General features: G+C 65.3%; 17 protein-coding genes. 15 read left to right on the plus strand and 2 right to left on the minus strand.

The window, feature by feature from the left end; translation table 11 throughout:
- Positions 1-74 precede the first annotated feature (74 nt).
- Complete coding sequence (locus tag ACU4IU_RS11635) at positions 75-587, plus strand: GNAT family N-acetyltransferase (protein WP_446656809.1); 513 nt, start codon at positions 75-77, stop codon at positions 585-587.
- A 27-nt stretch (positions 588-614) separates the two neighbouring features.
- Here ACU4IU_RS11635 and ACU4IU_RS11640 read toward each other — a convergent pair whose 3' ends face one another.
- On the minus strand, positions 615-2,162 hold the full coding sequence (locus ACU4IU_RS11640; RefSeq protein ID WP_446656810.1) for an APC family permease: 1,548 nt from the start codon (positions 2,160-2,162) through the stop codon (positions 615-617).
- A gap of 209 nt (positions 2,163-2,371) precedes the next feature.
- On the opposite strand from ACU4IU_RS11640, the gene ACU4IU_RS11645 reads away from it, so the two are divergent.
- The 13 genes from ACU4IU_RS11645 to gap all read left to right on the plus strand — a co-directional run bounded on the left by ACU4IU_RS11645 (position 2,372) and on the right by gap (position 17,875).
- Entirely contained in the window at positions 2,372-3,520 is a 1,149-nt protein-coding gene (locus tag ACU4IU_RS11645) for a CPBP family intramembrane glutamic endopeptidase (protein WP_258041775.1), read from the plus strand.
- 69 nt (positions 3,521-3,589) lie between these two features.
- A complete protein-coding gene (locus tag ACU4IU_RS11650; protein ID WP_139467985.1) occupies positions 3,590-4,078 on the plus strand; it encodes a DoxX family protein in 489 nt (162 codons plus the stop codon).
- Positions 4,079-4,081: 3 nt separating this feature from the next.
- Positions 4,082-4,768, plus strand: coding sequence for a GrpB family protein (locus tag ACU4IU_RS11655; RefSeq protein WP_139909148.1), 687 nt, complete (start codon positions 4,082-4,084; stop codon positions 4,766-4,768).
- A 147-nt stretch (positions 4,769-4,915) separates the two neighbouring features.
- Positions 4,916-5,806, plus strand: coding sequence for a siderophore-interacting protein (locus ACU4IU_RS11660; protein WP_446656811.1), 891 nt, complete (start codon positions 4,916-4,918; stop codon positions 5,804-5,806).
- A 108-nt stretch (positions 5,807-5,914) separates the two neighbouring features.
- Positions 5,915-6,481, plus strand: coding sequence for an isochorismatase family protein (locus tag ACU4IU_RS11665; RefSeq protein ID WP_446656812.1), 567 nt, complete (start codon positions 5,915-5,917; stop codon positions 6,479-6,481).
- 138 nt (positions 6,482-6,619) lie between these two features.
- Positions 6,620-8,893, plus strand: a complete 2,274-nt coding sequence (locus ACU4IU_RS11670) for an MMPL family transporter (protein WP_446656813.1) — start codon at positions 6,620-6,622, stop codon at positions 8,891-8,893.
- 126 nt (positions 8,894-9,019) lie between these two features.
- The gene (locus ACU4IU_RS11675) at positions 9,020-10,450 is read left to right on the plus strand and encodes a sensor histidine kinase (RefSeq protein ID WP_446656814.1); all 1,431 of its coding nucleotides are present in this window, start codon (positions 9,020-9,022) and stop codon (positions 10,448-10,450) included.
- Positions 10,447-11,067, plus strand: coding sequence for a response regulator (locus tag ACU4IU_RS11680; protein ID WP_446656815.1), 621 nt, complete (start codon positions 10,447-10,449; stop codon positions 11,065-11,067). The genes ACU4IU_RS11675 and ACU4IU_RS11680 overlap by 4 nt, the downstream gene beginning before the upstream one ends.
- A 194-nt stretch (positions 11,068-11,261) precedes the next feature.
- Entirely contained in the window at positions 11,262-12,734 is a 1,473-nt protein-coding gene (locus tag ACU4IU_RS11685; RefSeq protein WP_446656816.1) for an outer membrane protein assembly factor BamB family protein, read from the plus strand.
- Positions 12,735-13,016: 282 nt separating this feature from the next.
- Complete coding sequence (locus tag ACU4IU_RS11690; RefSeq protein ID WP_446656817.1) at positions 13,017-14,936, plus strand: serine hydrolase domain-containing protein; 1,920 nt, start codon at positions 13,017-13,019, stop codon at positions 14,934-14,936.
- Between the two features lie 210 nt (positions 14,937-15,146).
- Positions 15,147-15,494: a carboxymuconolactone decarboxylase family protein gene (locus ACU4IU_RS11695; protein WP_253903874.1), complete on the plus strand. Its 348-nt coding sequence runs from the start codon at positions 15,147-15,149 to the stop codon at positions 15,492-15,494.
- Between the two features lie 45 nt (positions 15,495-15,539).
- Positions 15,540-16,637, plus strand: coding sequence for a GlxA family transcriptional regulator (locus tag ACU4IU_RS11700; protein WP_446656818.1), 1,098 nt, complete (start codon positions 15,540-15,542; stop codon positions 16,635-16,637).
- A 242-nt stretch (positions 16,638-16,879) separates the two neighbouring features.
- Positions 16,880-17,875 carry a type I glyceraldehyde-3-phosphate dehydrogenase gene (gene gap, locus ACU4IU_RS11705; RefSeq protein WP_376906029.1) on the plus strand — a complete coding sequence of 332 codons (996 nt, stop codon included), beginning with the start codon at positions 16,880-16,882 and terminating at the stop codon, positions 17,873-17,875.
- A 222-nt stretch (positions 17,876-18,097) separates the two neighbouring features.
- Here gap and ACU4IU_RS11710 read toward each other — a convergent pair whose 3' ends face one another.
- Positions 18,098-18,415 carry an XRE family transcriptional regulator gene (locus ACU4IU_RS11710; protein WP_181270801.1) on the minus strand — a complete coding sequence of 106 codons (318 nt, stop codon included), beginning with the start codon at positions 18,413-18,415 and terminating at the stop codon, positions 18,098-18,100.
- A gap of 269 nt (positions 18,416-18,684) precedes the next feature.
- Here ACU4IU_RS11710 and ACU4IU_RS11715 point away from each other — a divergent pair, with 269 nt between their 5' ends.
- A complete protein-coding gene (locus ACU4IU_RS11715) occupies positions 18,685-19,482 on the plus strand; it encodes a hypothetical protein (RefSeq protein ID WP_446656819.1) in 798 nt (265 codons plus the stop codon).
- The last annotated feature ends 20 nt before the right edge of the window (positions 19,483-19,502 follow it).

The raw sequence follows: 19,502 nt of genomic DNA on the forward strand, positions 1-19,502 counted from the left end.
ATTTTTATGTAAGTGGGGTGAGTGAGGCGATGGAATCTCGCCGAGGCGGCCCCGCCGATTGCTATCGTGAGCGGGTGACGAATCCTCCCGTACCTCAGTTCACCGTCCGCCCTGAGACTTCCGGCGACTTCGACGCGATCCACGCGTTGACCGCAGCTGCATTCGGCCAGGTTGACGAGGCAGAGCTCGTCGACGCCCTCCGCGGATCCGGCAATGGGGTCGAGGGCTTGTCGTTCGTCGGAGTGCTCGAAGGTGAGGTCATCGCCCACGCGATGCTCTCCCGCTGCTTCGTCGGCGAGGCCCCAGGCGTCTGCCTGGCGCCCTGTTCCGTATGGCCCGAGCACCAGCGCACTGGCGCAGGCACTGCGGTGATCGAAGCGCTCCTCGCCGAGGCGGCCCGCCGTGGTGAGGCATTCGCCGTCGTCCTCGGCCACCCCGAGTACTATCCGCGCTTCGGGTTCACCCCAGCCTCAGGCTTCGGCATCACCCTGCACGTCGACGTTCCCGACGAAGCGCTCATGGCGATGCCGCTGGGAGGCGAGGTACCCGCGGGCGCCCTGGCCTTCGCGCCAGAGTTCGGGGTCTGATCCGGGGCCGCGCCCCACCCGCGTGAGTTACAGCTTCGCGCGGTGTGCCCGGATCGCCTCGGCGACGGCGATGGCGTCACCTTCGGGAGCGTCGGACTTCCGATCCGGACGTGCCGTGAACAGATAGATGAATCCGGCGACAAGCACGACGACCAGACCGATGAACACGATCCAGTCGGCGAAGAACGATCCGGAGTCGCCGGGCAGCGAGAGCAGGACCATCGCGAAGATGCCGTAGGCCAGTGCGGCGAAATTGACGATGATGCCCCAACCGCCCAGCGACCACGGACCCGCCGGCTTCCACCCGCGCAGCCGCTGCCGCAGCGCCCCGAGGACGACCATCTGGAATGCGAGGTAGATGCCGAGGATCGCGAACGAGGTCACGGCGACGAGGATTCCGTCGTTGAACCAGATGAGCACGCAGATCAGAGCGGGTGCCGTGCAGGCGACGATGAGCGCATTGTGCGGGATCTTCGTCCCGTCGGTGACCTTCGACAGCCACCGGTGTCCGGGCATCATTCCGTCGCGGGCGAAGCTGAAGATCAGCCTCGACGCGGCGGCCTGCAGGCTGAGCACGCAGGAGATGAATGCGAGGACAGCGACGACGAGGAAGATCTTCGCCCCCACCGCACCGAGGCTGCCCTCGAGGATCGCGGGAATCGGGTCAGCGACCTCACCGGAGACGATCTCCTCGAGATTCGGTGCCGCGAGCACGTACCCGCCGAAGGAGAACAGGGCCGAGACCGCTCCGACGAGGATCGTCATGAGCATCGCCTTCGGGATACCGCGAGCCGGATTCGACACTTCCTCGGCGACGTCACCGCATGCTTCGAATCCGTAGAAGAGGAAGAGCCCGGCGACTGCGGCTCCCATGAAGACGGGCAGGTAGCTGCCGTCGCCGGCGGTGCCCATGGTGTCGAAGAAGACGGAGAAGCTGTGCTTGCGTTCGAAGATGAGCAGGAACAGGCCGAGTCCGATGACGCCGATGAGTTCGGCGAAGAGGCCGATGCGCGCGATGCGGGCCAGCCATTTCGTGCCCGAGAAGTTGATCGCCAAGGCCAGCACCAGCAGCGCCAGGCCGAGGAACAGTGTGGAGTTGCGGCTGAGTTCGAGGCCGAAGAGGCTCGCGAGGAACCCGGCACCGAACTCCGCCACCGAGGTGATCGTGACGATGAGTGCGCAGATGTAGATCCATGCGGCCATCCACGCATATCGCTTGCTCCACAGCCGCCTGGCCCATGGGTAGATTCCGCCGGCGATGGGAAACTGGGAGACGACTTCACCGAACACGAGGGCGACGAGCAGCTGCCCGCAGGCAACGATGACGATCCACCAGATCGAGGGCGGACCACCGGTTGAGAGCGCCACTGCCAGCAGCGAATACACACCGACGAGAGGGGAGAGGTAGGTGAAGCCGAGGGCGAAGTTCGCCCACGGACTCATCGACCGTTCGAAGGAATCTTCGTAGCCGAGGACGGCCAGATGGTCGGAATCGGAGAGATGGCCGCCGGCCCGGTTGCCGGTGGAGTTGTGAACGCCTGCGGGGTGGTGGGCGTCCGGGGGATATTCGGACATGGTGTTGTTCCTTCATTCGAATCGTCGTTGATTCTGTGCTGTTCGCATCGTATCTCCGATTCTCACCTGCGGAAGCGTTCTCGCCCGCGCGGCTGATTGCTATTTCATCCTCGCGGCGGAGGTGTCGAACAACGACGAGTCATAGCGTGGAATCACAGGCACGGACAACCGCCGAATCGGTGGGCACAGTGCAGGATCGAGGAGGAACCGTGAACACGCAGACGCACAGTCACAACGGATTCGCCGAGGCGACCGGACCGACCGAGCCATCACCTCAACCCACTATCCAACCCCACCCGCCCGGAACGACGGATTCCATGCCCGGTTCTGCCGCCTCGGCGATGGATGGATCGCACACCCCCACCGAGGATGTCGACGCGAAAGGGCGACCGCTCGCCGTCGTACCCGCCCGGGTCCCGTGGCTCGAGATCGGCATCTTCGCTGTCATCGCCTTCGGGCTCGCTTGGCTGGCCTGCCTGCCGCTGTGGTTCTCCGAGCAGGGGATCGGCGATCCCTTTCTGCTTCTGGCCTGCGGCAGCGCCATGATGTTCACTCCGCTCATCGCGAGCATCATCGCCTCCATTATCCATCGCCGCCGCGCCCGCACCAGGGGAGAGGTCCTGGCCAGTGCTCCGCGCTACTTCGGCTTCTGGCCGCTGCGCGACTTCGGCCGAGTCATCGGGATGACCATCGCCGCCTTCTTCGGGATCATGGTGCTCGTCGTCCTCGGCTATCTGGTCAGCGCAGCCTTCGGATGGCTCGCCCTCGACCTCGACGGGTTGTCCGGGTTCACGGCGCAGCTGGAGTCGATTCCCGGCACGGACTCATTGCCGACTGCCGCCGCCATCGCCATCTACCTGCTGCTCATGTTCGTCAGCTCGGTGGCCAATGTCGGTGTCACGATCGGCGAGGAATTCGGCTGGCGAGGATGGCTGCTCACCAGTCTGCGTCCCCTGGGCACCTGGCCTGCACTGCTCATCATCGGCGTCGTCTGGGGGCTGTGGCACTCACCGCTGATCCTGCTCGGCTACAACTTCGGCCGCCCCGACATCGCCGGTGTGGGTTTCATGGTCGGCGGCTGCATCATGGTCGGCGTCCTCTTCGGTTGGCTGCGCCTGCGCACCGGATCCGTGTGGCCGGCAGTATTCGCCCATGCCGCACTCAACGGCTGCGGGGCCATGTTGTTGGGCCTGTTCGTCGATGCAGGTGCGCCGACTCCGGATCCGGCGCTTGTCGCGTTCCTCGGAGTCGCAGGCTGGATCGTCTCAGCGGTCGTCATCGCAGTGCTCGTCGTCACCGGCCAGTTCCGCAAGCAGCCGGAACTGGGCATCAAAGCGAAGGCCGGCGCCGAATCTTGAGGCTCGGCCCCGGCGTCGGCTAGGCTCAAAACTCGATCAACCGGAATCCCAAACCCACAGGAGCCCCATATGACCTTCGGACCTTCGCTGCTGCAGACCGCCGGACGCGTGTTCACCGCACCGATCTTCATCAGCGGCGGATACTCGGCCGTCACTGACCCGGCAGGCAAGGCAGCGATGGCCGAGTCGACCCTGGACGCCATCCGCGAATACGTGCCCGGGCTGCCCGACGACAACGAGCTGCTCGTGCGCATCAACGGCGGCGTCCAGATCCTCGCCGGCACCACCCTGCTGCTGGGAATCAAGCCGCGCCTCTCGGCACTCGCACTCGCCGGGTCCCTCATCCCGACCACGCTCGCCGGACACTCCTTCTGGGAGATGGAAGGCGGAGAGGCGAAGGCTCACCAGACCCAGTTCTCGAAGAACCTCGCCGCGCTCGGCGGACTGCTGCTGCTCATCGGCGCCGGTGAGAACCAGAAGGCCATCGACAAGGCGGCCGCCAAGGCTGCCAAGAAGGCCGCGAAGAAGGCTGAGAAGCACGCCCTCAAACAGGCCTGAGGCATGACGCACCCGTCCGCTGGTGACTCCTCTGAGCAGGAGGCTGCGGGCGGTGTGTCCGCCGATCCGATGGCAGCCGCGATCGCTGACATCATCACCTTCAACGATGTCAAGGATCCCGATCTCTGGACGCGACCGACCACGCCGCCGTCCGTGATCGCCATCGTTGACCACGACCCCGCCTGGACCGATCATTTCGCCGAGGCGGCCCACCGGATCCGTCGGGCCCTGAGCCCGAGCGGTGCGTTCGTCGGCATCGACCACGTCGGGTCCACCTCGGTGCCGGGATTGCCCGCGAAACCGATCATCGACATCGCCCTCGTCGTAGCCGACCCCGCGGCCGAAGATGACTATGTCCCCGCGCTCGCCGAAGCGGGATTCGGTCTCACCCTCCGCGAACCTGCGTGGTACGAGCATCGGATGTTCAAGCGGCTCGACCCGGAACCCGGGCAGCCGGGATGCAATCTGCACGTCTTCGGACCCCGGTGCGCGGAAGTGGCACGGATGCGGCTCTTCCGAGATCGGTTGCGGGAGCATGCGGTCGAGCGCGAGGCCTACGAGTCGGTGAAGCGGACATCGGCCGCGGAATCGAACGCGGTCGGGGAGACGGTCATGGGCTACAACGCCCGCAAGCAGGCCGTCGTCCGCGAGATCTACCACCGCATCTTCGAAGCCCGAGGCTGGGTCTGACCCACTCCACTGATGCACCAGTTCCGATGGATCTGATCCACTCCACATACACTCCCGTCCCGAAGCGTCTGATCCGCTGATTCACACTCCCGTCGCCGTTTGCTTAGGGTAGGCTAAGCAAAGACTTGCGAACGAGGGGTGGAGCGAATGGTCAACTGGCAACGCGGAGTGATGCGGCTGATGCGCATCACGAATCACGAAGTGGTCGTCACCGGGGTCACGGACTTCACCCCGACCTACCGTCGGATCCACTTCTCCGGTGCCGAACTGCTGGCCCAACTCGATGAGGTCTTCCCGACTCTGTGGACCCGGCTGTGGTTCCCGCACCCGGAGAAGGGCGAGGGCCACCTGAGTCAGCGCGGCTACACGTTCTCGGCCATCGACCTCCACGCCGGGACGTTCAGCCTCGACTTCGTCCTCCACGGTGACCTCGGGGAAGCCGATTCGGGCGGCCCGGCAAACCAGGCAATTCCGGCGGACCCGGCAGTTTCTGCGGGTCAGGCAGGCCCGGCAGCCTCGACAAGCCCGATTGAGGCGGAATCCACGTCCGACATCGGTCCCGCGGCCCGCTGGGCGGCGCATGTCCGCCCAGGTGACACCATCGAAGCCGCCCTCACCCCTGCGCGCCTCGACCTGCCCGACGACACCTCCCGCCTCCTCCTGGTGGGGGACCTCACCGCGCTGCCGGCCATCAATTCCTGGTGCGAAGCCGTCCCCGCCGAAATCGCCATCACCGTGGTGATCACTGCCGACCCGGCCGAGGTGACAGGGCTCCCGCAGTCCGAGCACCCCAACGCGACGTGGCATTGGGTGAGTCAGAGTTCCAGCGCCGAGGCGGCCCCGCAGCATCGCACAGATCGATCCGTGGCCGATCACTTGCGCGGACTCGACCTCGATAGCGCCGGACTGTACGTCTGGTCGGCGGGGGAGAGGAGCATGGTCAAAGAGGTCCGTCGCTTCGCCAAGGGCGATCTGGGGCTGGGGCGTTCGCAGCAGTTCTCCCAGTTCTACTGGTTCGCCGACAAACCCACCGGCTGAGCCGCGCCGACACGAATCGCTTGACCCTCCGATCCGCTACAGCACTGGATTTCCGTCCCCATTCGCCACATCTCTAGAATTCCGCGCAGAAACGCCTATGCTCAAGGCATGGCCAAGGCACTCCTCATCGTCGATGTCCAGAATGACTTCACCGAAGGCGGCGCGCTCGGCGTGACCGGCGGTGACGCCGTCGCCGAAGGCATCAGCGCTCACCTCACAGCACATGCTGGGGACTACGATGCCATCATCGCTTCCCGTGACTGGCACGATGCCGACAATGACAACGGCGGCCACTTCAGTGACTCCCCGGACTTCGTCGATTCCTGGCCCGTCCACTGCGTCGCAGGCACCGACGGCGCGGCTTTCGATCCTCTCCTCGACACCGCGGCCATCACCCATGAAGTCCGCAAGGGCCAAGGTAAACCCGACTATTCGGCTTTCCAGGGGGTCACGGACGCGGGGAGCCGCCTCGGCGAGCTTCTTGGCGATCTCACCATCACCGAGGTGGACGTCGTCGGCATCGCCACCGACCACTGCGTACGCGCCTCCGCACTCGACGCGCTGAGCGCGGGGCTGAGCGTTCGCGTGCTCACCGACATCGTCGCGGGCGTCGGAGACGAGTCGAGCAGGGCCGCCCTCGCGGAGGTCGAGAAGGCGGGCGCTGAGCTCGTCTGAGTCGCCGACTCTCCGCGGAACCTCCACCCTCAGAAAACCTATCGCCCCAGGTCAGCGCGTTTTCTCCATCGAAAGTTGCAGATCGAATCCGAACTCACAGGCGATGTGTGTGACTCCATAGATTGATGGACTGGAGTCATGAACTCACCACTGGCACAAACCGCACATACGCTGACATCGAAGCGCGGTTCGTGGCTCGTCCTCGGCGGGATCGTCGTCCTCGTCGCCCTGCTCTTCGGACTCCTGTCCGGGGCAGGAGAAGACCGGCCCAACGAAACCGCACCGGCCGATTCCGAATCGACTCAAGCGCAGAAGATCCTCGACAAGTTCCCCGAGGCGGACAAGCAGTCCGTCATGGTCGTGTCCTCGAACGAGGATGGATCCGAACTCTCCGCCGACGACCAGGCCGAGCTGAAGAAGCTCGGCTCCTCGCTCGGCGACTCCGTCGGCGACGAATCCACCGAGACCGTCACCGGACCGATCCTCAGCGACGACAAACAGGCCGCGCTGCTCATGGTGCCCATCACAGTCGGCCTGACGAACTCCGACACCGCCGAGACCGTCGACGACCTGCGCACCGCCATCGCCGACGACCCGACCGCTTCAGGACTGACCGATGAGGGCATGTCCCTGCTGGTCACCGGCGGTCCCGCGATCGGCGCCGACATCGCCTCGGCATTCAACGGCGCGGACTTCACGCTGCTCATCGTCACCATCGTCATCGTCGCCCTCCTGCTCATCATCACCTACCGCTCACCGATCCTGTGGCTGCTGCCGCTCATCGTCATCGGCACCGCCGACGGACTCGCCTCGACCGTGACCGCGGCCGTCGGCGACTGGCTCGACCTGCAGTTCGACGCGGGCATCATCAGCGTCCTCGTCTTCGGCGCCGGAGCGAACTACGCGCTGCTGTTCATCTCCCGCTACCGCGAGGAGCTGCGCCGCTTCACCGACCACCGCCGCGCGCTCGCCGACGCCTGGACGCACACCGCCACGACGATCCTCGCCTCGAACCTCACCGTCGTGCTGTCCCTGCTCAGCCTCGTCTTCGCGATCATCCCCGGCACCCGCGGCCTGGGCATCACCGCGGCCGTCGGCCTGCTCATCTCCGCAGCCGCCGTCCTCGTCGCCCTGCCGCCCGTGCTCGCGATCTGCGGCAAGAAGATGTTCTGGCCCTTCATCCCGAAGGCCGAGGAGAGCACGGATGAAGAGATGACTCCCGCCGAGGCGGCCGCCGCCGGCCGTGCCACCGCACCTGAGGGTGCGACCGCACGTGCGGGTGCGGCCAAGCCCTCGATCTGGCGCACCATCGCCACTCGGGTGGTGCGCAAACCGGGGCTCCACCTCGGTGCCGGGATCGTCATCCTCGGTGTCATGGCCACCGGGTTCATCGGATCCTCGATCGGACTCGACCAGACCGAGAAGTTCCGGGTCCAGTCCGAACCCGCGCAGGGACTCGATGTCCTGGCCGACCACTTCCCGCCCGGGGAATCCCAGCCGATCTGGATCGTCGCCGATACCGACCATGCCGATGAGGTCGCCGATTCGGTCAACGATATGAACGGCGTCGTGCGCGCCTCGGCGATCGAGGACACGAACATCGACGGCACCTCGGTCACGAAGATCATGGTCACCGGCGAGTATGCACCCGACAGCACGAAGGGACTCGACCTCGTTGAGGACATCCGCGGCGACGTCCACGCCATCGACGGAGCCGACGCCCAGGTCGGTGGTGCAGCGGCCACGGAGCTCGACGCCCGTGACGGCAATCAGAAAGACTTCATGACCATTGTTCCGATGGTCTTGGCGATCAGCTTCATCATCCTGCTCGTCATCCTCCGTGCACCCATCGCGGCGTTCACCCTGCTGCTGGTCAACGTGGTCTCCTCCGCGGCGGCCATCGGGCTCGGTGCGTTCCTGTCACGGACGATCTTCGGTCAGTCCGCCCTCGATGCACAGGTGCCGATCCTCGCGTTCCTCTTCCTCGTGGCACTCGGCATCGACTACTCGATCTTCCTCGCCCACCGTGCGAAGAAGGAATCTGTCCTCCACGGCGGACGCCAGGGCATGGTCGAGGCAGTCGCCCACACCGGCGGCGTCATCACGAGTGCCGGCATCGTCCTGGCCGGAGTGTTCGCGGCGCTGGGCATGCTGCCGCTGATGGTGCTCGGCCAGCTCGGCCTCATCGTCGGAGTCGGCGTACTGGTCGACACGATCATCGTCCGCACCATCATCGTCCCCTCGATCTTCGGACTCGTGGGCGACAAGATGTGGTGGCCCAACAAGGCGATCACGCACTTCCACGAGCGTGCGGCATCCGGTGCGGCTGACGGTGACGAACACTCCACCCATCTGCTCGCCGAGAAGGAATTCGCGGACTCCGGTTCCGGGATTCACCACGGCAGGCACTGAGCCGTCACGCTGGGTGGGCTCGGGCGACGACGCAGATCGTCGCCCGGGCCCACTCGGTTTCCGCACCGGACGGTGCAGATGTCATACCACCGGGGTTCCGGATGTGATTGAGTTGGCAGGGAGATCATGACAGCACAGGATCACCGCTTCGGCAGTTTCATCGCCGAGGCCGATCTTCAGGAAGGTGGCAGCGTGGGCGCACGCAAATGGACGGAACGCACGATGGAGTTCGGTCAGCACGCCATCGCGCTCGTCCTCATGCTCATCTCCTGTATCCGCGCGGTCTCTGCCGGTGCACCGATGCTCGCTGCCGTAGCCGTGAGCGTCGTCTTCCTCGCTTGGTACGCCCTCGGCGCCGTCCGCGCAGCGCGCTCCGGCGCACTGGTCCTCGCGAAATGGTGGCTCATCGTCCTCGCAGCCGCCTGGCTGTGCACCTTGCTCGTCTCCGCCGAGTTCATCTGGGTCGCCTTCCTCCTGTGGCTGCTCGCCGGTCACCTCTTCTCCCTGCGCATCGCCGTCGTCTTCACCGCACTCACCTATATCGCGACCATCGTCGCCCCACTCGCGCACTATGGGCAGGTGCCGACCCCGAGCATCATCGGCTCGCTGATCGGCGCCGTGTTCGCTCTCGGGCTGTCCCGCGGTTATATCGAACTCCTGCGCGAGGGCCGCCGCCGGGAGGAACTGCTGCGCTCGCTTGAGCTCGCCCACCAGAACCTGCTCGACCTCCAGGATGAGCTCGCTCTCACCCAGCGGCACGCAGGTGAGATCCAGGAGCGGACCCGCGTCTCCCGCGACATCCACGACACGATCGCGCAGTCGATCTCGTCGATCCGTCTCATCGCCCACGCCGAGGCGGAGCGCACCACCGATGATCACGCCGGGCAGGTGCTCGCCCAGGTCGAGGAGCTCGCCGCGCAGAGCTCCCGGGATGTCCGCCGCATCATCGCCGCCCTTGCCCCGGCCGAACTCGAGGACGGGGCGTTGACCGCGGCGATCCGCCGCCTGCTCGCCCGCCTCGAGGAGGACAGCTCGATCACGGGTCGCCTCGACGTTGACGAGACCCTGCCGACTCTGTCCGCCGAGGCGGAGGTGGCGCTGCTGCGGACCGCGCAGTCTGCGCTGGCCAACGTTCGGCAGCATTCACAGGCCACGCGTGTGATGGTCAGCCTCATGGACCTCGACGGGGCGATCAGGATGGACATCGTCGATGACGGCGTCGGAATGGACGATCCGCACAATCGGCAGCGGAACCCCGATTCGGGATTCGGTCTCGACTTCATCGGCTCCAGGATGCGCGAACTCGGCGGTGAACTCGTCATCGAATCGAGTCAGGGATCCGGCTTCGCCATCTCCGCGACGCTGCCGAGCCAGTCCCAGCTGCACACCCGGGGTGAGGGGCTCGGCGGAGCGTTCGAGGGCACGGGCGCGGATTCGGACCGCCGCCTCGGCGAGGGTGAGGGCACCGGCACGGAAGCGGCGGGCACGGATGGATCGGGCCGCCTCGGCGAGGGTGAGGTCACAAACGAGACCACTGAACCAGGAGAGAACGCATGAGCATTCGAGTCATCCTCGTCGACGACCACCCGGTCGTGCGGGCGGGCCTGAAGTCCGTCATCGACGCTCCGGACCACATCGCCGTCGTCGGTGAGGCCGGCAGTGGTGAGGAGGCGCTGGCTGTCGTCGACGAACTCGACCCCGACGTCGTCCTCTGCGATCTGCGGCTGGGGGAGGGGATCGACGGCATCGAGGTGACGAAGCGGCTGCGCGCAAAGGCGAATCCGCCGGCGGTGCTCATCCTCACCACCTTCGACCTCGACTCGGAGATCATCGCCGCGATCAACGCCGGGGCCTCGGGCTACCTGCTCAAGGACATCGACCCTGGGGACATCTCGACCGCGATCGAGAAAGCGGCGAAGGGGGAGACCTATATGCCTCCGGAGATCTCGTCGAAGGTTTTCGCCGCGATGCGCAACCCCAGCCCGAAGCTCACCCGGCGTGAACGCGACGTCGTCAAACTTCTGGCCACAGGGGCCTCGAATGCGCAGATCGCACAGGAGCTCTTCGTCACCGAGGCGACAGTGAAGAGCCACCTCGTCAACGTATTCACGAAGCTCGGGGTGGACTCGCGGGCCCGCGCCATCCGAGTCGCCGAGGACCAGGGGCTGGTTTAGCGGCCGCGCTTCTCGCAGTCTCCGCCGAAAAACGGGCTGAGCGTCGAGAAACGCATGTGCACCCCCGTTTCTCGACACGCAGCCCGTTTTTCGGCGAGTGCGCGGTTCTATGCTCACCACACCCGAAGTGCCAATGTGAATGCCGCCGCATATGATCAAGCTATGCACAGGGGTATGAGCAGGAGAAACGCATTATGAAGCGGATGTGGGCGGCGGTTGTGGCGGCAGGTTTAGTGGCGCTGAGCGGCTGCAGCATCGGCGGCGAACCAGAGGGAAAACCATCGCCGACGACGACCCCGACCTTGGCCGAACCGGTCGAGCTCGATTACTTCGCCACACTGACCGTCGACGATGGTGCGGGGCATGCGCTCGTCACCGACTGGGTCGAAGAGAAGCTGCGGGCGATCGATTCCACCGGAGAAGAGCTGTGGAGCATCGACGCCTACATCAATGACGAAGGCGGAGGCTCAGAAGCCTATTCCGCGGGAGACCTGGTGATCGTCAACGACTACTCGGGAACGGTCACTGCCTACACCTGGGAAGACGGCGAGGAAGCCTGGTCATTCGACATTCCCGGCCCCGACGATGCGTGTCATGAACAGATGGCGTTCGGCTCCCGGTCGACAGGGCTCGGCAACCGCCTCGGCGAAGATGACCTGCTCCTGCTCGAATACAGCGGCATGCGAATGGACGGGCACTGCACACCTACCTCCGAAGCCGGCAATGCGGTGTTGCTCGCCCTTGACCCATCGACAGGGGTTGAAGCCTGGCCGTCGCTGTCGATCGATGATGACGGTCGGACCTTCGGCGGCTCCCTGATTCACCTCGCGCCGGACCGCAAGAACGCAGTCATGTCATGGAAGTCCGGGGAGGACTCCATGGTCACACGGATCTCATTGGACACCGGGCGCCATGCCACTGTTCCCATCACCAAAGCTCGAGCGATCGACGACTCCGGAGTCGAGCACTTCGACGTCTTTCCGACAAGCGATGAGACCACGCTGACCTACCTCTTCGGAGCCGAGGACCCCGATGACCCGATGAGCCAGGCGTTCAGCAGAGCAGCTGAGCTGACCCTTCCTGCTGGACTCAAAGAGACCGACAGCGCGACATTGGCCGCCGACTCCGGCCCTAACGCCGCGACGATGGAGGACACGACCGATCCGATGTGTTCGACCGACTTCACCTTTACGCCGGAAGGCCGGGCCGCGTGTCTGCAGCTGCAGCTGTTCGCTTCGGCGGTCAAATATCAGGGCTCGGACGGGTCGCCGGAAGGATGGTTCGCGGATGCACCGGAGATGGCTTTCGATACCGTGCTGTACTCGGGGGCTCCCAGAACAGTGCCTTTCGACAGCCGAGGGAAGGCTGCGGTACTCGCGCCGGGTCCCGACGGAGGCGTCGTCGCCATCGATGCAGCGACCGGGAAGACGGCGTGGAATGCTGGCGACTACAGATCGACGACTCCGTGGGGCGGCGAGGGAGTATTGCCCGACGTCGGGCTGGTCGTGCTCACTGACAATAAGAAGACGAGCTTCTACGACTCGGATACCGGCAGACTCGTCGAGGAGCACAAGGCCGACCAATACGATGAGCTGACCTCCGGCTACAGCACCATTCTCGTCGCCGGTGAGAAATCGACGACGATGTGGGCTGTGGTCGACACGTGAAACGCCGAACCGCCGTTGCAGGCCGAGGCGGCGCCAGTGAGTCGGAAGCCGAGCGCGCCGCATCGGCACTGTGACCAACTGTCAGATGAATAACTGATAGGTAATCACCATTACCGTCACTCCAGGTGAGAGACGCAGACGATCGGGACGGAGAACGCCGCATCGCCCCAATCGGCTCTTCTCGACTACGGAGTTTCACCTCATACCGGTAGTCTGTTCCCTGCACATCGGGACGGCCGCGCGCATGCGCAGCGCAGTCCAGGTCGAGACAGCGGAGGTGACATGGCAGGCGAAGACGAGACGTTTCCGCCCCGCCCGGTGACCCCGCCGAACCGACGAATCGGTGCATTGTCCGGCAATACCAAGGGCATCGGCACATCCACAGACACCGCCACCGAGGCGGCTCCCGGTCGATCTGCGGACGCGGACTCCCAGCAGCCCTCGGTTTCCGCGGACCATGCAACCGTGCAGTCCGGAGTCGATGATGTCGACGCCTCGGCGTTGGACATCACCCTGCCGCACGTCGGGGAACTCACCTCTGCCAGTGAAGACGCGATCGTCGACCCATCGGAAGCGGTGCTCGAGAGCATCGACCTCGACACCTGGAAATGGCCCGAGTTCTTCGCCTTCGCGCTCACCCGAATGCAGGAGATCTTCCCGACCGGCGGCATCCCGCGCGGCATCGGGCCGGTGCGCGAATACGTCACCGAAGACAACGACTTCCGGTCCTTGACGATCGACCGCGAGAAATGGCCGGCCGCCGACGAGGACTGGACCACCGTCGGCGACGTGCTGGCCAACACCCACACCGACGCCTGGCTCGTCACACGCAACGGAGTGGCGCTGGCCGAGGAATACGCCTGGCCGATGAAGCCCGCCCGCCAGCACATGCTCTTCTCCGTGAGCAAGTCCATCGTCGCCACCGTTATCGGTGCGCTCGCCGACGCCGGACTGCTGCGCCCCACCGACCTTGTCACCACGCATGTGCCCGCATTGGCCAAGAGCGGCTACGCGGGAGCCACCATTCGCGATCTGCTCGACATGCGCTCGGGCATCAAGTTCTCCGAGGAATACCTCGAGGAAGGCTCCGAGATCCGGGCCCTGTTCGAAGCGGTCGATTTCGCGCCCCGATCAGCCGCCTCGGCGAAGGGGATCAAGAACTTCCTCATCGGGCTGACCAGCGACCGAGAACACGGCTCAGCATTCGTCTACCGCAGCTGCGAAACCGACGTGCTCGCCTGGATCGCCGAGGCGGTCACCGGTCAGCCGTTCTCCATCGTCGCCAGCGAATACGTGTGGTCGCGGATCGGCGCCGCCCACGCCGCCCAGGTCTGCCAGGACCGGTGGGGCGGATCGATCGCCGACGGTGCCATCAGTGCCACCCTGCGCGACCTCGCCCGCTTCGGCGAGATGATCGCCCGAGGCGGCACCACGGACAACGGTGAACGCGTGCTTTCGGCGGAATGGGTCGAAGACATCTTCACCGGCGCCGAGGACTCCGCCAAGGTCTTCGCTGCGTCCCCGTCGGGACGCTCCTACCCGGGCGGAATGTACCGCAGCCAGTTCTGGATGCCCTCGGCCGATCGCAACGTCGTCATCGGCATCGGCATCCACGGCCAGATGCTCTACATCGACCGCGCCACTCAGACCGTCGGCATCAAGCTCTCGAGCGACCCAGAACCGGTGAGCCTCGCGGCCCAGCACGGCACCCTGGCAATGTTCGAGGCCATCGCCGAGGCGGTCCCGACCGCTGGTCAGACGCCTGCAAGCCCTGCACCCACCGAGGCGGCCCCCCGGAACTCTGTACCGGGCACCGCCCCTGCAGTGCCGAGCGCAGCTGCTCCCGCCGACCCGAGTATCGGCAGCCCCGAGGCGGCGAGTGCCGAGGCTCTGGCTGCGGATTCGATTCCGGTGGCTGCGTCACCAGCCGAAGCGGTGCAGGCGGCTGCGGAATCCGTCGAATCGGTCCCTGCACAGACCTTGCCCGCCCCGGCGGAAGATGCCCCCGTAGCGCCGGCTCCCGCAGACCCGATTCCGGCAGCCCCAGCAGCTGCAGACCTTGCATCTGCAGCGCCCGTGCCTGCGCTGAGTGAAGCAGCAGTTGCACATCCTGAGGCCGCGCCTCCAGCAGCTGCAACTCAGGATCCGCCTCTGCCGGGAGCGCAGACTGCCCCTCTCATCGGCCAGAACACGCTGTACTGAGCCCGAGCGGTTCGCGTGTCTCCTGCGGGCGGATCTACCTCGAAACAGTGCGGATACTCGAAGCGGATCCACCCACAGGAGGCATGCCGACCGCAGTCCCGTCCGGCGTAGCTGTGTACGTGTCGATCCGCCTCTTAGGTGACAATTCCGTAGCGATTGGTGCGGGGACTCGGTAGCGTGAGGATCGGAATGACACCGATCATAGGAGATATGACCATGACCGACTTCTTCGACCGCGAGAACGACCGCAAGTACGACAGGGCCTACAAGGAAACCACTCCCGACATCCTCAAGGCCTTCGGCGAGTTCAACAACGCCGTCTTCGCTTCCGAAGGTCGTGAAATCCCGCTGAAGTACCGTGAGCTCATCGCCTACGCCGTCGGCTTGACCACCCAGTGTGCCTACTGCATCGATGCGCATTCGAATGCCGCCGTCAAGGCCGGCGCCACGGAGACCGAACTGGCAGAGACTGCCTGGACTGCCTCGGCTCTTCGTGCCGGTGGAGCCTATGCCCACGGTCGTTTGGGCTTCAAGCTCACCGGGGTCCACGAGCACTGAGTTCGCCCCGGGTCGAGTCCCGATTGCCTAGACTGAGAGGCGATCATGAGTGACGAGCCCCGCACCCTTCCGCGCAGAACAACCCGTTCCCGCCCGCACCGCATCCTCGTGCTGGCACTGGACGGGGTGTCTGCCATGGATCTCGGCGTCCCCGTCCAGATCTTCGGGCGGGAGTCGAACGCAGCCACAGACCGCACCCGCACCGAAGCGGCCCCACGCTCCCAGCCGAATCCGAGCGGTGAGGCGGCTTCCGCCGTGCCCGGCGGACGGGCGGCGAGCGTCCCTGCAGGGGTCTGGCCCTACGAGGTTGAGGTCTGCGGCATCGCTGCAGGAAAGGTGACCGGTTCGGACGGGCTCGACTATTCCGTCGACCAGGGACTTCACGCCCTGGAGACCGCGGACACGATCATCCTGCCGGGTGCCACCTCGGCGGTGGCAGAAGAACCACCGGCCTCGGTCGTCGGGGCGCTCCTCTCGGCTTTCGAACGCGGCGCGCGGATCGCTGCCATCTCCACCGGCACCTTCGTCCTCGCGCGCACGGGGCTGCTCGTCGGGCGACGCGCCACCACGCACTGGTCGACGGCGAAGGAGCTCGCCCGACGGTTCCCCTCGATCAAGGTCGACGAAAACGTCCTCTTCATCGACGAAGGGCAGCTGCTGACCTCCGCCGGAGCCGCCTCGGCGATCGATCTGTGCCTCCATCTCATCCGCAGCGATCACGGCGTCGGACTGTCCAATCAGGTCGCCCGGCGGCTCGTCGCCGCCGCCTATCGCAGCGCCGGCCAGGCGCAGTACGTGCCGCGCAGCGTGCCTGACCCGCTCGGCGACGACTTCGCCGACACCCGCGAATGGGCGCTTCAGCACATCGGCGAGAAGATCACCCTGCGGGATCTCGCCGCCAATGCCGGAGTCTCCGTGCGCACCTTCTCCCGCCGCTTCGTCGAAGACACCGGCTACACACCGATGCAGTGGGTGCTCAGAGCCCGAGTCGATGTCGCCCGGGAGCTCTTGGAGAACTCCGACCTGGGCATCGAACAGATCGCTGACCAGGTGGGACTCGGAACGGGTGCGAATCTGCGGATGCACTTTCAGCGCATCCTCTCGACCTCCCCGAACGACTACCGTCACTCCTTCCAGGGCTGAAAGCGGGCGCTTGTCAGGGCGAGGATCTGACACCTCCGGGCCGAGCTGGGGCATTTTTCGGCACATTTCATGGGCCTGGATCACACGAAGACAACGGTGGCCAGAAACTTTCGACCTTTGGCAATACGACTGGCGAGAACCTTGCGTAGATTGTCTGGCTGGCCACTGTTGACGTTTGTGGAAATCGCCCATGATGGAGATATCACGACGAATCCCGTCTTCAACATCTACAAGGAGTGACATTGACTCGCATCGCCATCAATGGTTTCGGTCGCATCGGACGCAGCACCCTGCGCGCGCTGATCGAGCGCGGCAGCGAGCTCGAGGTCGTGGCCATCAACGACCTGGGCCCCGTGGACGATCTCGCTCGGCTGCTGAAGTTCGACACCACCCTCGGGCGCTTCAACCATGACGTCGAGGCCACGGATGATGAGATCGTCATCGACGGCAAGGCCATCAAGGTCTTCGCCGAGAAAGATCCGGCCAAACTGCCCTGGGGTGAGCTCGACATCGACATCGCGCTCGAATCGACCGGCCGCTTCACCAAGGCCGAAAAGGCCAGCGCCCACATCACCGCTGGCGCGAAGAAGGTCCTTGTCTCCGCTCCCTCGAAGGGTGCCGACGTCACCCTCGCCTACGGAGTGAACAACGAGGCGTACAAGCCCGAGCACACCGTCATCTCCAACGCCTCCTGCACCACGAACGCCCTGGCCCCGCTGGCCAAGGTCCTCGACGACCTCGCCGGAATCGAGCAGGGCTTCATGACCACCGTCCACGCCTACACGGGCGACCAGATGGTCCAGGACGGCCCTCATAAGGATCCCCGCCGTTCCCGTGCCGCCGCCGAGAACATGATCCCCACCTCGACGGGTGCGGCCAAGGCCATCGGCCTCGTCCTCCCGCAGCTCGACGGCAAGCTGTCCGGCGACGCCATCCGCGTGCCCGTCCCGGTCGGATCGATCGTCGAGATCAACACGACCGTGTCCCGCGAGGTCACCCGCGACGAGGTGCTCGACGCCTACAAGAAGGCCGCCGAGGGTGAGCTCAAGGGCATCCTCGACTATGAGACCGAGCCCGTCGTCTCCTCCGATATCGTCGGTCAGCCCGCTTCGTCGATCTTCGACTCCGCGCTCACCCGCGTCGTCGGCAACCACGTCAAGGTCGTTGCCTGGTATGACAACGAGTGGGGCTTCTCCAATCGTGTCGTCGACAACCTCGAGTTCATCGGCAAGAACTGACGTTCTCCGCTGATACTCGCCTGATCTTCATCGGCGATATCCGCCGGTGACTTCGAACGTCGCCGAGGTGGTTGCTCGGCGCCGACGGATGCACCTGTGGCCTCGAATCCGCTCCGCGCGGATTCGAGGCCACAGTCGTCGCAACGGAATTCCCGGAAGTCACAAGGGACTCCCTGGCAGGGCTTCGCCTCACCGAGGAGGCCCTGCGTCTGCGCGCGGCGCTCAGACGTCGTCGGCGCCGGGGGTGCCGCCTTCGTCTTCCCAGCGTTCGATGGCGCGGACCTTTGCGCGGCTGAACTTCAGGCGGATGCCGTAGCCGCCTTCCTTGCCGTCGGGAATGAACCGCGCACCGTACTGTTCGAGGGCGAGGATGAGTCGACGCTCCTGCTCGGCGGTCAGGTCCGCTTTCCCCTTTTCGTAGTCCTTGAGTTCGGACTTGTCGATCTCAGCTTTGTCTGCCACGTGCTTGGCCGAGACCTGGCAGAGGATCCGCGTTGCGCGTGCCAGGGGGCCGTCGATGATGATCTCTTCTGTGCTCATGGCTCCACTTTGCCAGAGGCCATGATGGCTGCCAAGGACGGGCGACCGGCCTCTTGGCCTGATTCGCCGCCGGCGGCGAATTGGGATCGCTGCGCACATCTCAGCCCGGTGAAGTGTGTAGAAGCAGGTGAAACTGCGGACCAATGGTGTTCTATTCATTCCCGAGCAAGTCATGTCAGTGCCGCGGTCTAATGTTCTGTCCACGCATCCGACATCGGAGTCGGAGGTGACGCGTCGCAGGGTGCGGCGCACGACGGAAGGTCAGAACAATGATGATCACGACCAACAGCGTCGCTCGTTTGGCGCAGAGGTGCGGAGAGTTCCTCGGCGACTTCGGCCAGACGATGACACCGAGCTACCCGGCGAGCCTCGCGCTGTGCATCCTCGACGCAATCTATTCGACGGGCTCCCACCCGACGGCGGTGGATAAAGTCGTCGCCCGGTACATCGCCCAGCACGGAGAAGCCCATGGAGCGAAGTCGCTGCGCTACTCGATCGCCGCCGCAGGTGGGGCACGTCCGTGGGCTGAGTTCGAGGCGTGCAACCTCAAACCGGCTAGCACCCGCCCGGGGGCGGTGCTCAAGGCCGAGGTCGTCGACGACGCCACCCGAGTCATGGCCGACTATGGGATCGATGATGTCGGTGATCTGCTTGAAGCGGTCGGCGAGGGAGTCGGCAACGATGCGTTCTACAACGACGTCTCGAAGGCCTGGCGAGCTCTGCCCAGCCAGAGCTCGGGCATCACGTGGCTCCACCTGCTGATGCTCGCCGGGTGCCCTCAGTTCGAGGTCGACGACAAGGTGATCGGATACCTCGCCGAGGTGGCCGACTCCGAAGCCGATCTCACCGTCGACTACGTGCACGATGAGATCCACGCAGTCGCCCGCGTGCTCGACACCGAGGTGTCAGCCGTCCGAAGGATCGTCTGGCAGGCTTCGCACGGCCGTATCCTCTCACTGCTCAAGGACGAGGACCTTCTGCCGGCTGACGGTCCGATCGAGGGTCCTGAGACGTCCAGTTCGGTCTGGGAGTTCAGCCCGGAACCGGTGGCGGGCAGGCCCTTCTGAACCGTGTCGAGCAGTGCGCT

It is taken from the genome of Brevibacterium sp. CSND-B09, assembly GCF_052906525.1.

What these genes read in the sequence shown, in the direction of transcription:
- ACU4IU_RS11640 (WP_446656810.1), bottom strand. Translation starts at nt 2,162, where the DNA reads ATGTCCGAATATCCCCCGGACGCCCACCACCCCGCAGGCGTTCACAAC.
- ACU4IU_RS11650 (WP_139467985.1), top strand. Translation starts at nt 3,590, where the DNA reads ATGACCTTCGGACCTTCGCTGCTGCAGACCGCCGGACGCGTGTTCACC.
- ACU4IU_RS11655 (WP_139909148.1), top strand. Translation starts at nt 4,082, where the DNA reads ATGACGCACCCGTCCGCTGGTGACTCCTCTGAGCAGGAGGCTGCGGGC.
- ACU4IU_RS11660 (WP_446656811.1), top strand. Translation starts at nt 4,916, where the DNA reads ATGGTCAACTGGCAACGCGGAGTGATGCGGCTGATGCGCATCACGAAT.
- ACU4IU_RS11665 (WP_446656812.1), top strand. Translation starts at nt 5,915, where the DNA reads ATGGCCAAGGCACTCCTCATCGTCGATGTCCAGAATGACTTCACCGAA.
- ACU4IU_RS11670 (WP_446656813.1), top strand. Translation starts at nt 6,620, where the DNA reads ATGAACTCACCACTGGCACAAACCGCACATACGCTGACATCGAAGCGC.
- ACU4IU_RS11675 (WP_446656814.1), top strand. Translation starts at nt 9,020, where the DNA reads ATGACAGCACAGGATCACCGCTTCGGCAGTTTCATCGCCGAGGCCGAT.
- ACU4IU_RS11680 (WP_446656815.1), top strand. Translation starts at nt 10,447, where the DNA reads ATGAGCATTCGAGTCATCCTCGTCGACGACCACCCGGTCGTGCGGGCG.
- ACU4IU_RS11685 (WP_446656816.1), top strand. Translation starts at nt 11,262, where the DNA reads ATGAAGCGGATGTGGGCGGCGGTTGTGGCGGCAGGTTTAGTGGCGCTG.
- ACU4IU_RS11690 (WP_446656817.1), top strand. Translation starts at nt 13,017, where the DNA reads ATGGCAGGCGAAGACGAGACGTTTCCGCCCCGCCCGGTGACCCCGCCG.
- ACU4IU_RS11695 (WP_253903874.1), top strand. Translation starts at nt 15,147, where the DNA reads ATGACCATGACCGACTTCTTCGACCGCGAGAACGACCGCAAGTACGAC.
- ACU4IU_RS11700 (WP_446656818.1), top strand. Translation starts at nt 15,540, where the DNA reads ATGAGTGACGAGCCCCGCACCCTTCCGCGCAGAACAACCCGTTCCCGC.
- ACU4IU_RS11710 (WP_181270801.1), bottom strand. Translation starts at nt 18,415, where the DNA reads ATGAGCACAGAAGAGATCATCATCGACGGCCCCCTGGCACGCGCAACG.
- ACU4IU_RS11715 (WP_446656819.1), top strand. Translation starts at nt 18,685, where the DNA reads ATGATGATCACGACCAACAGCGTCGCTCGTTTGGCGCAGAGGTGCGGA.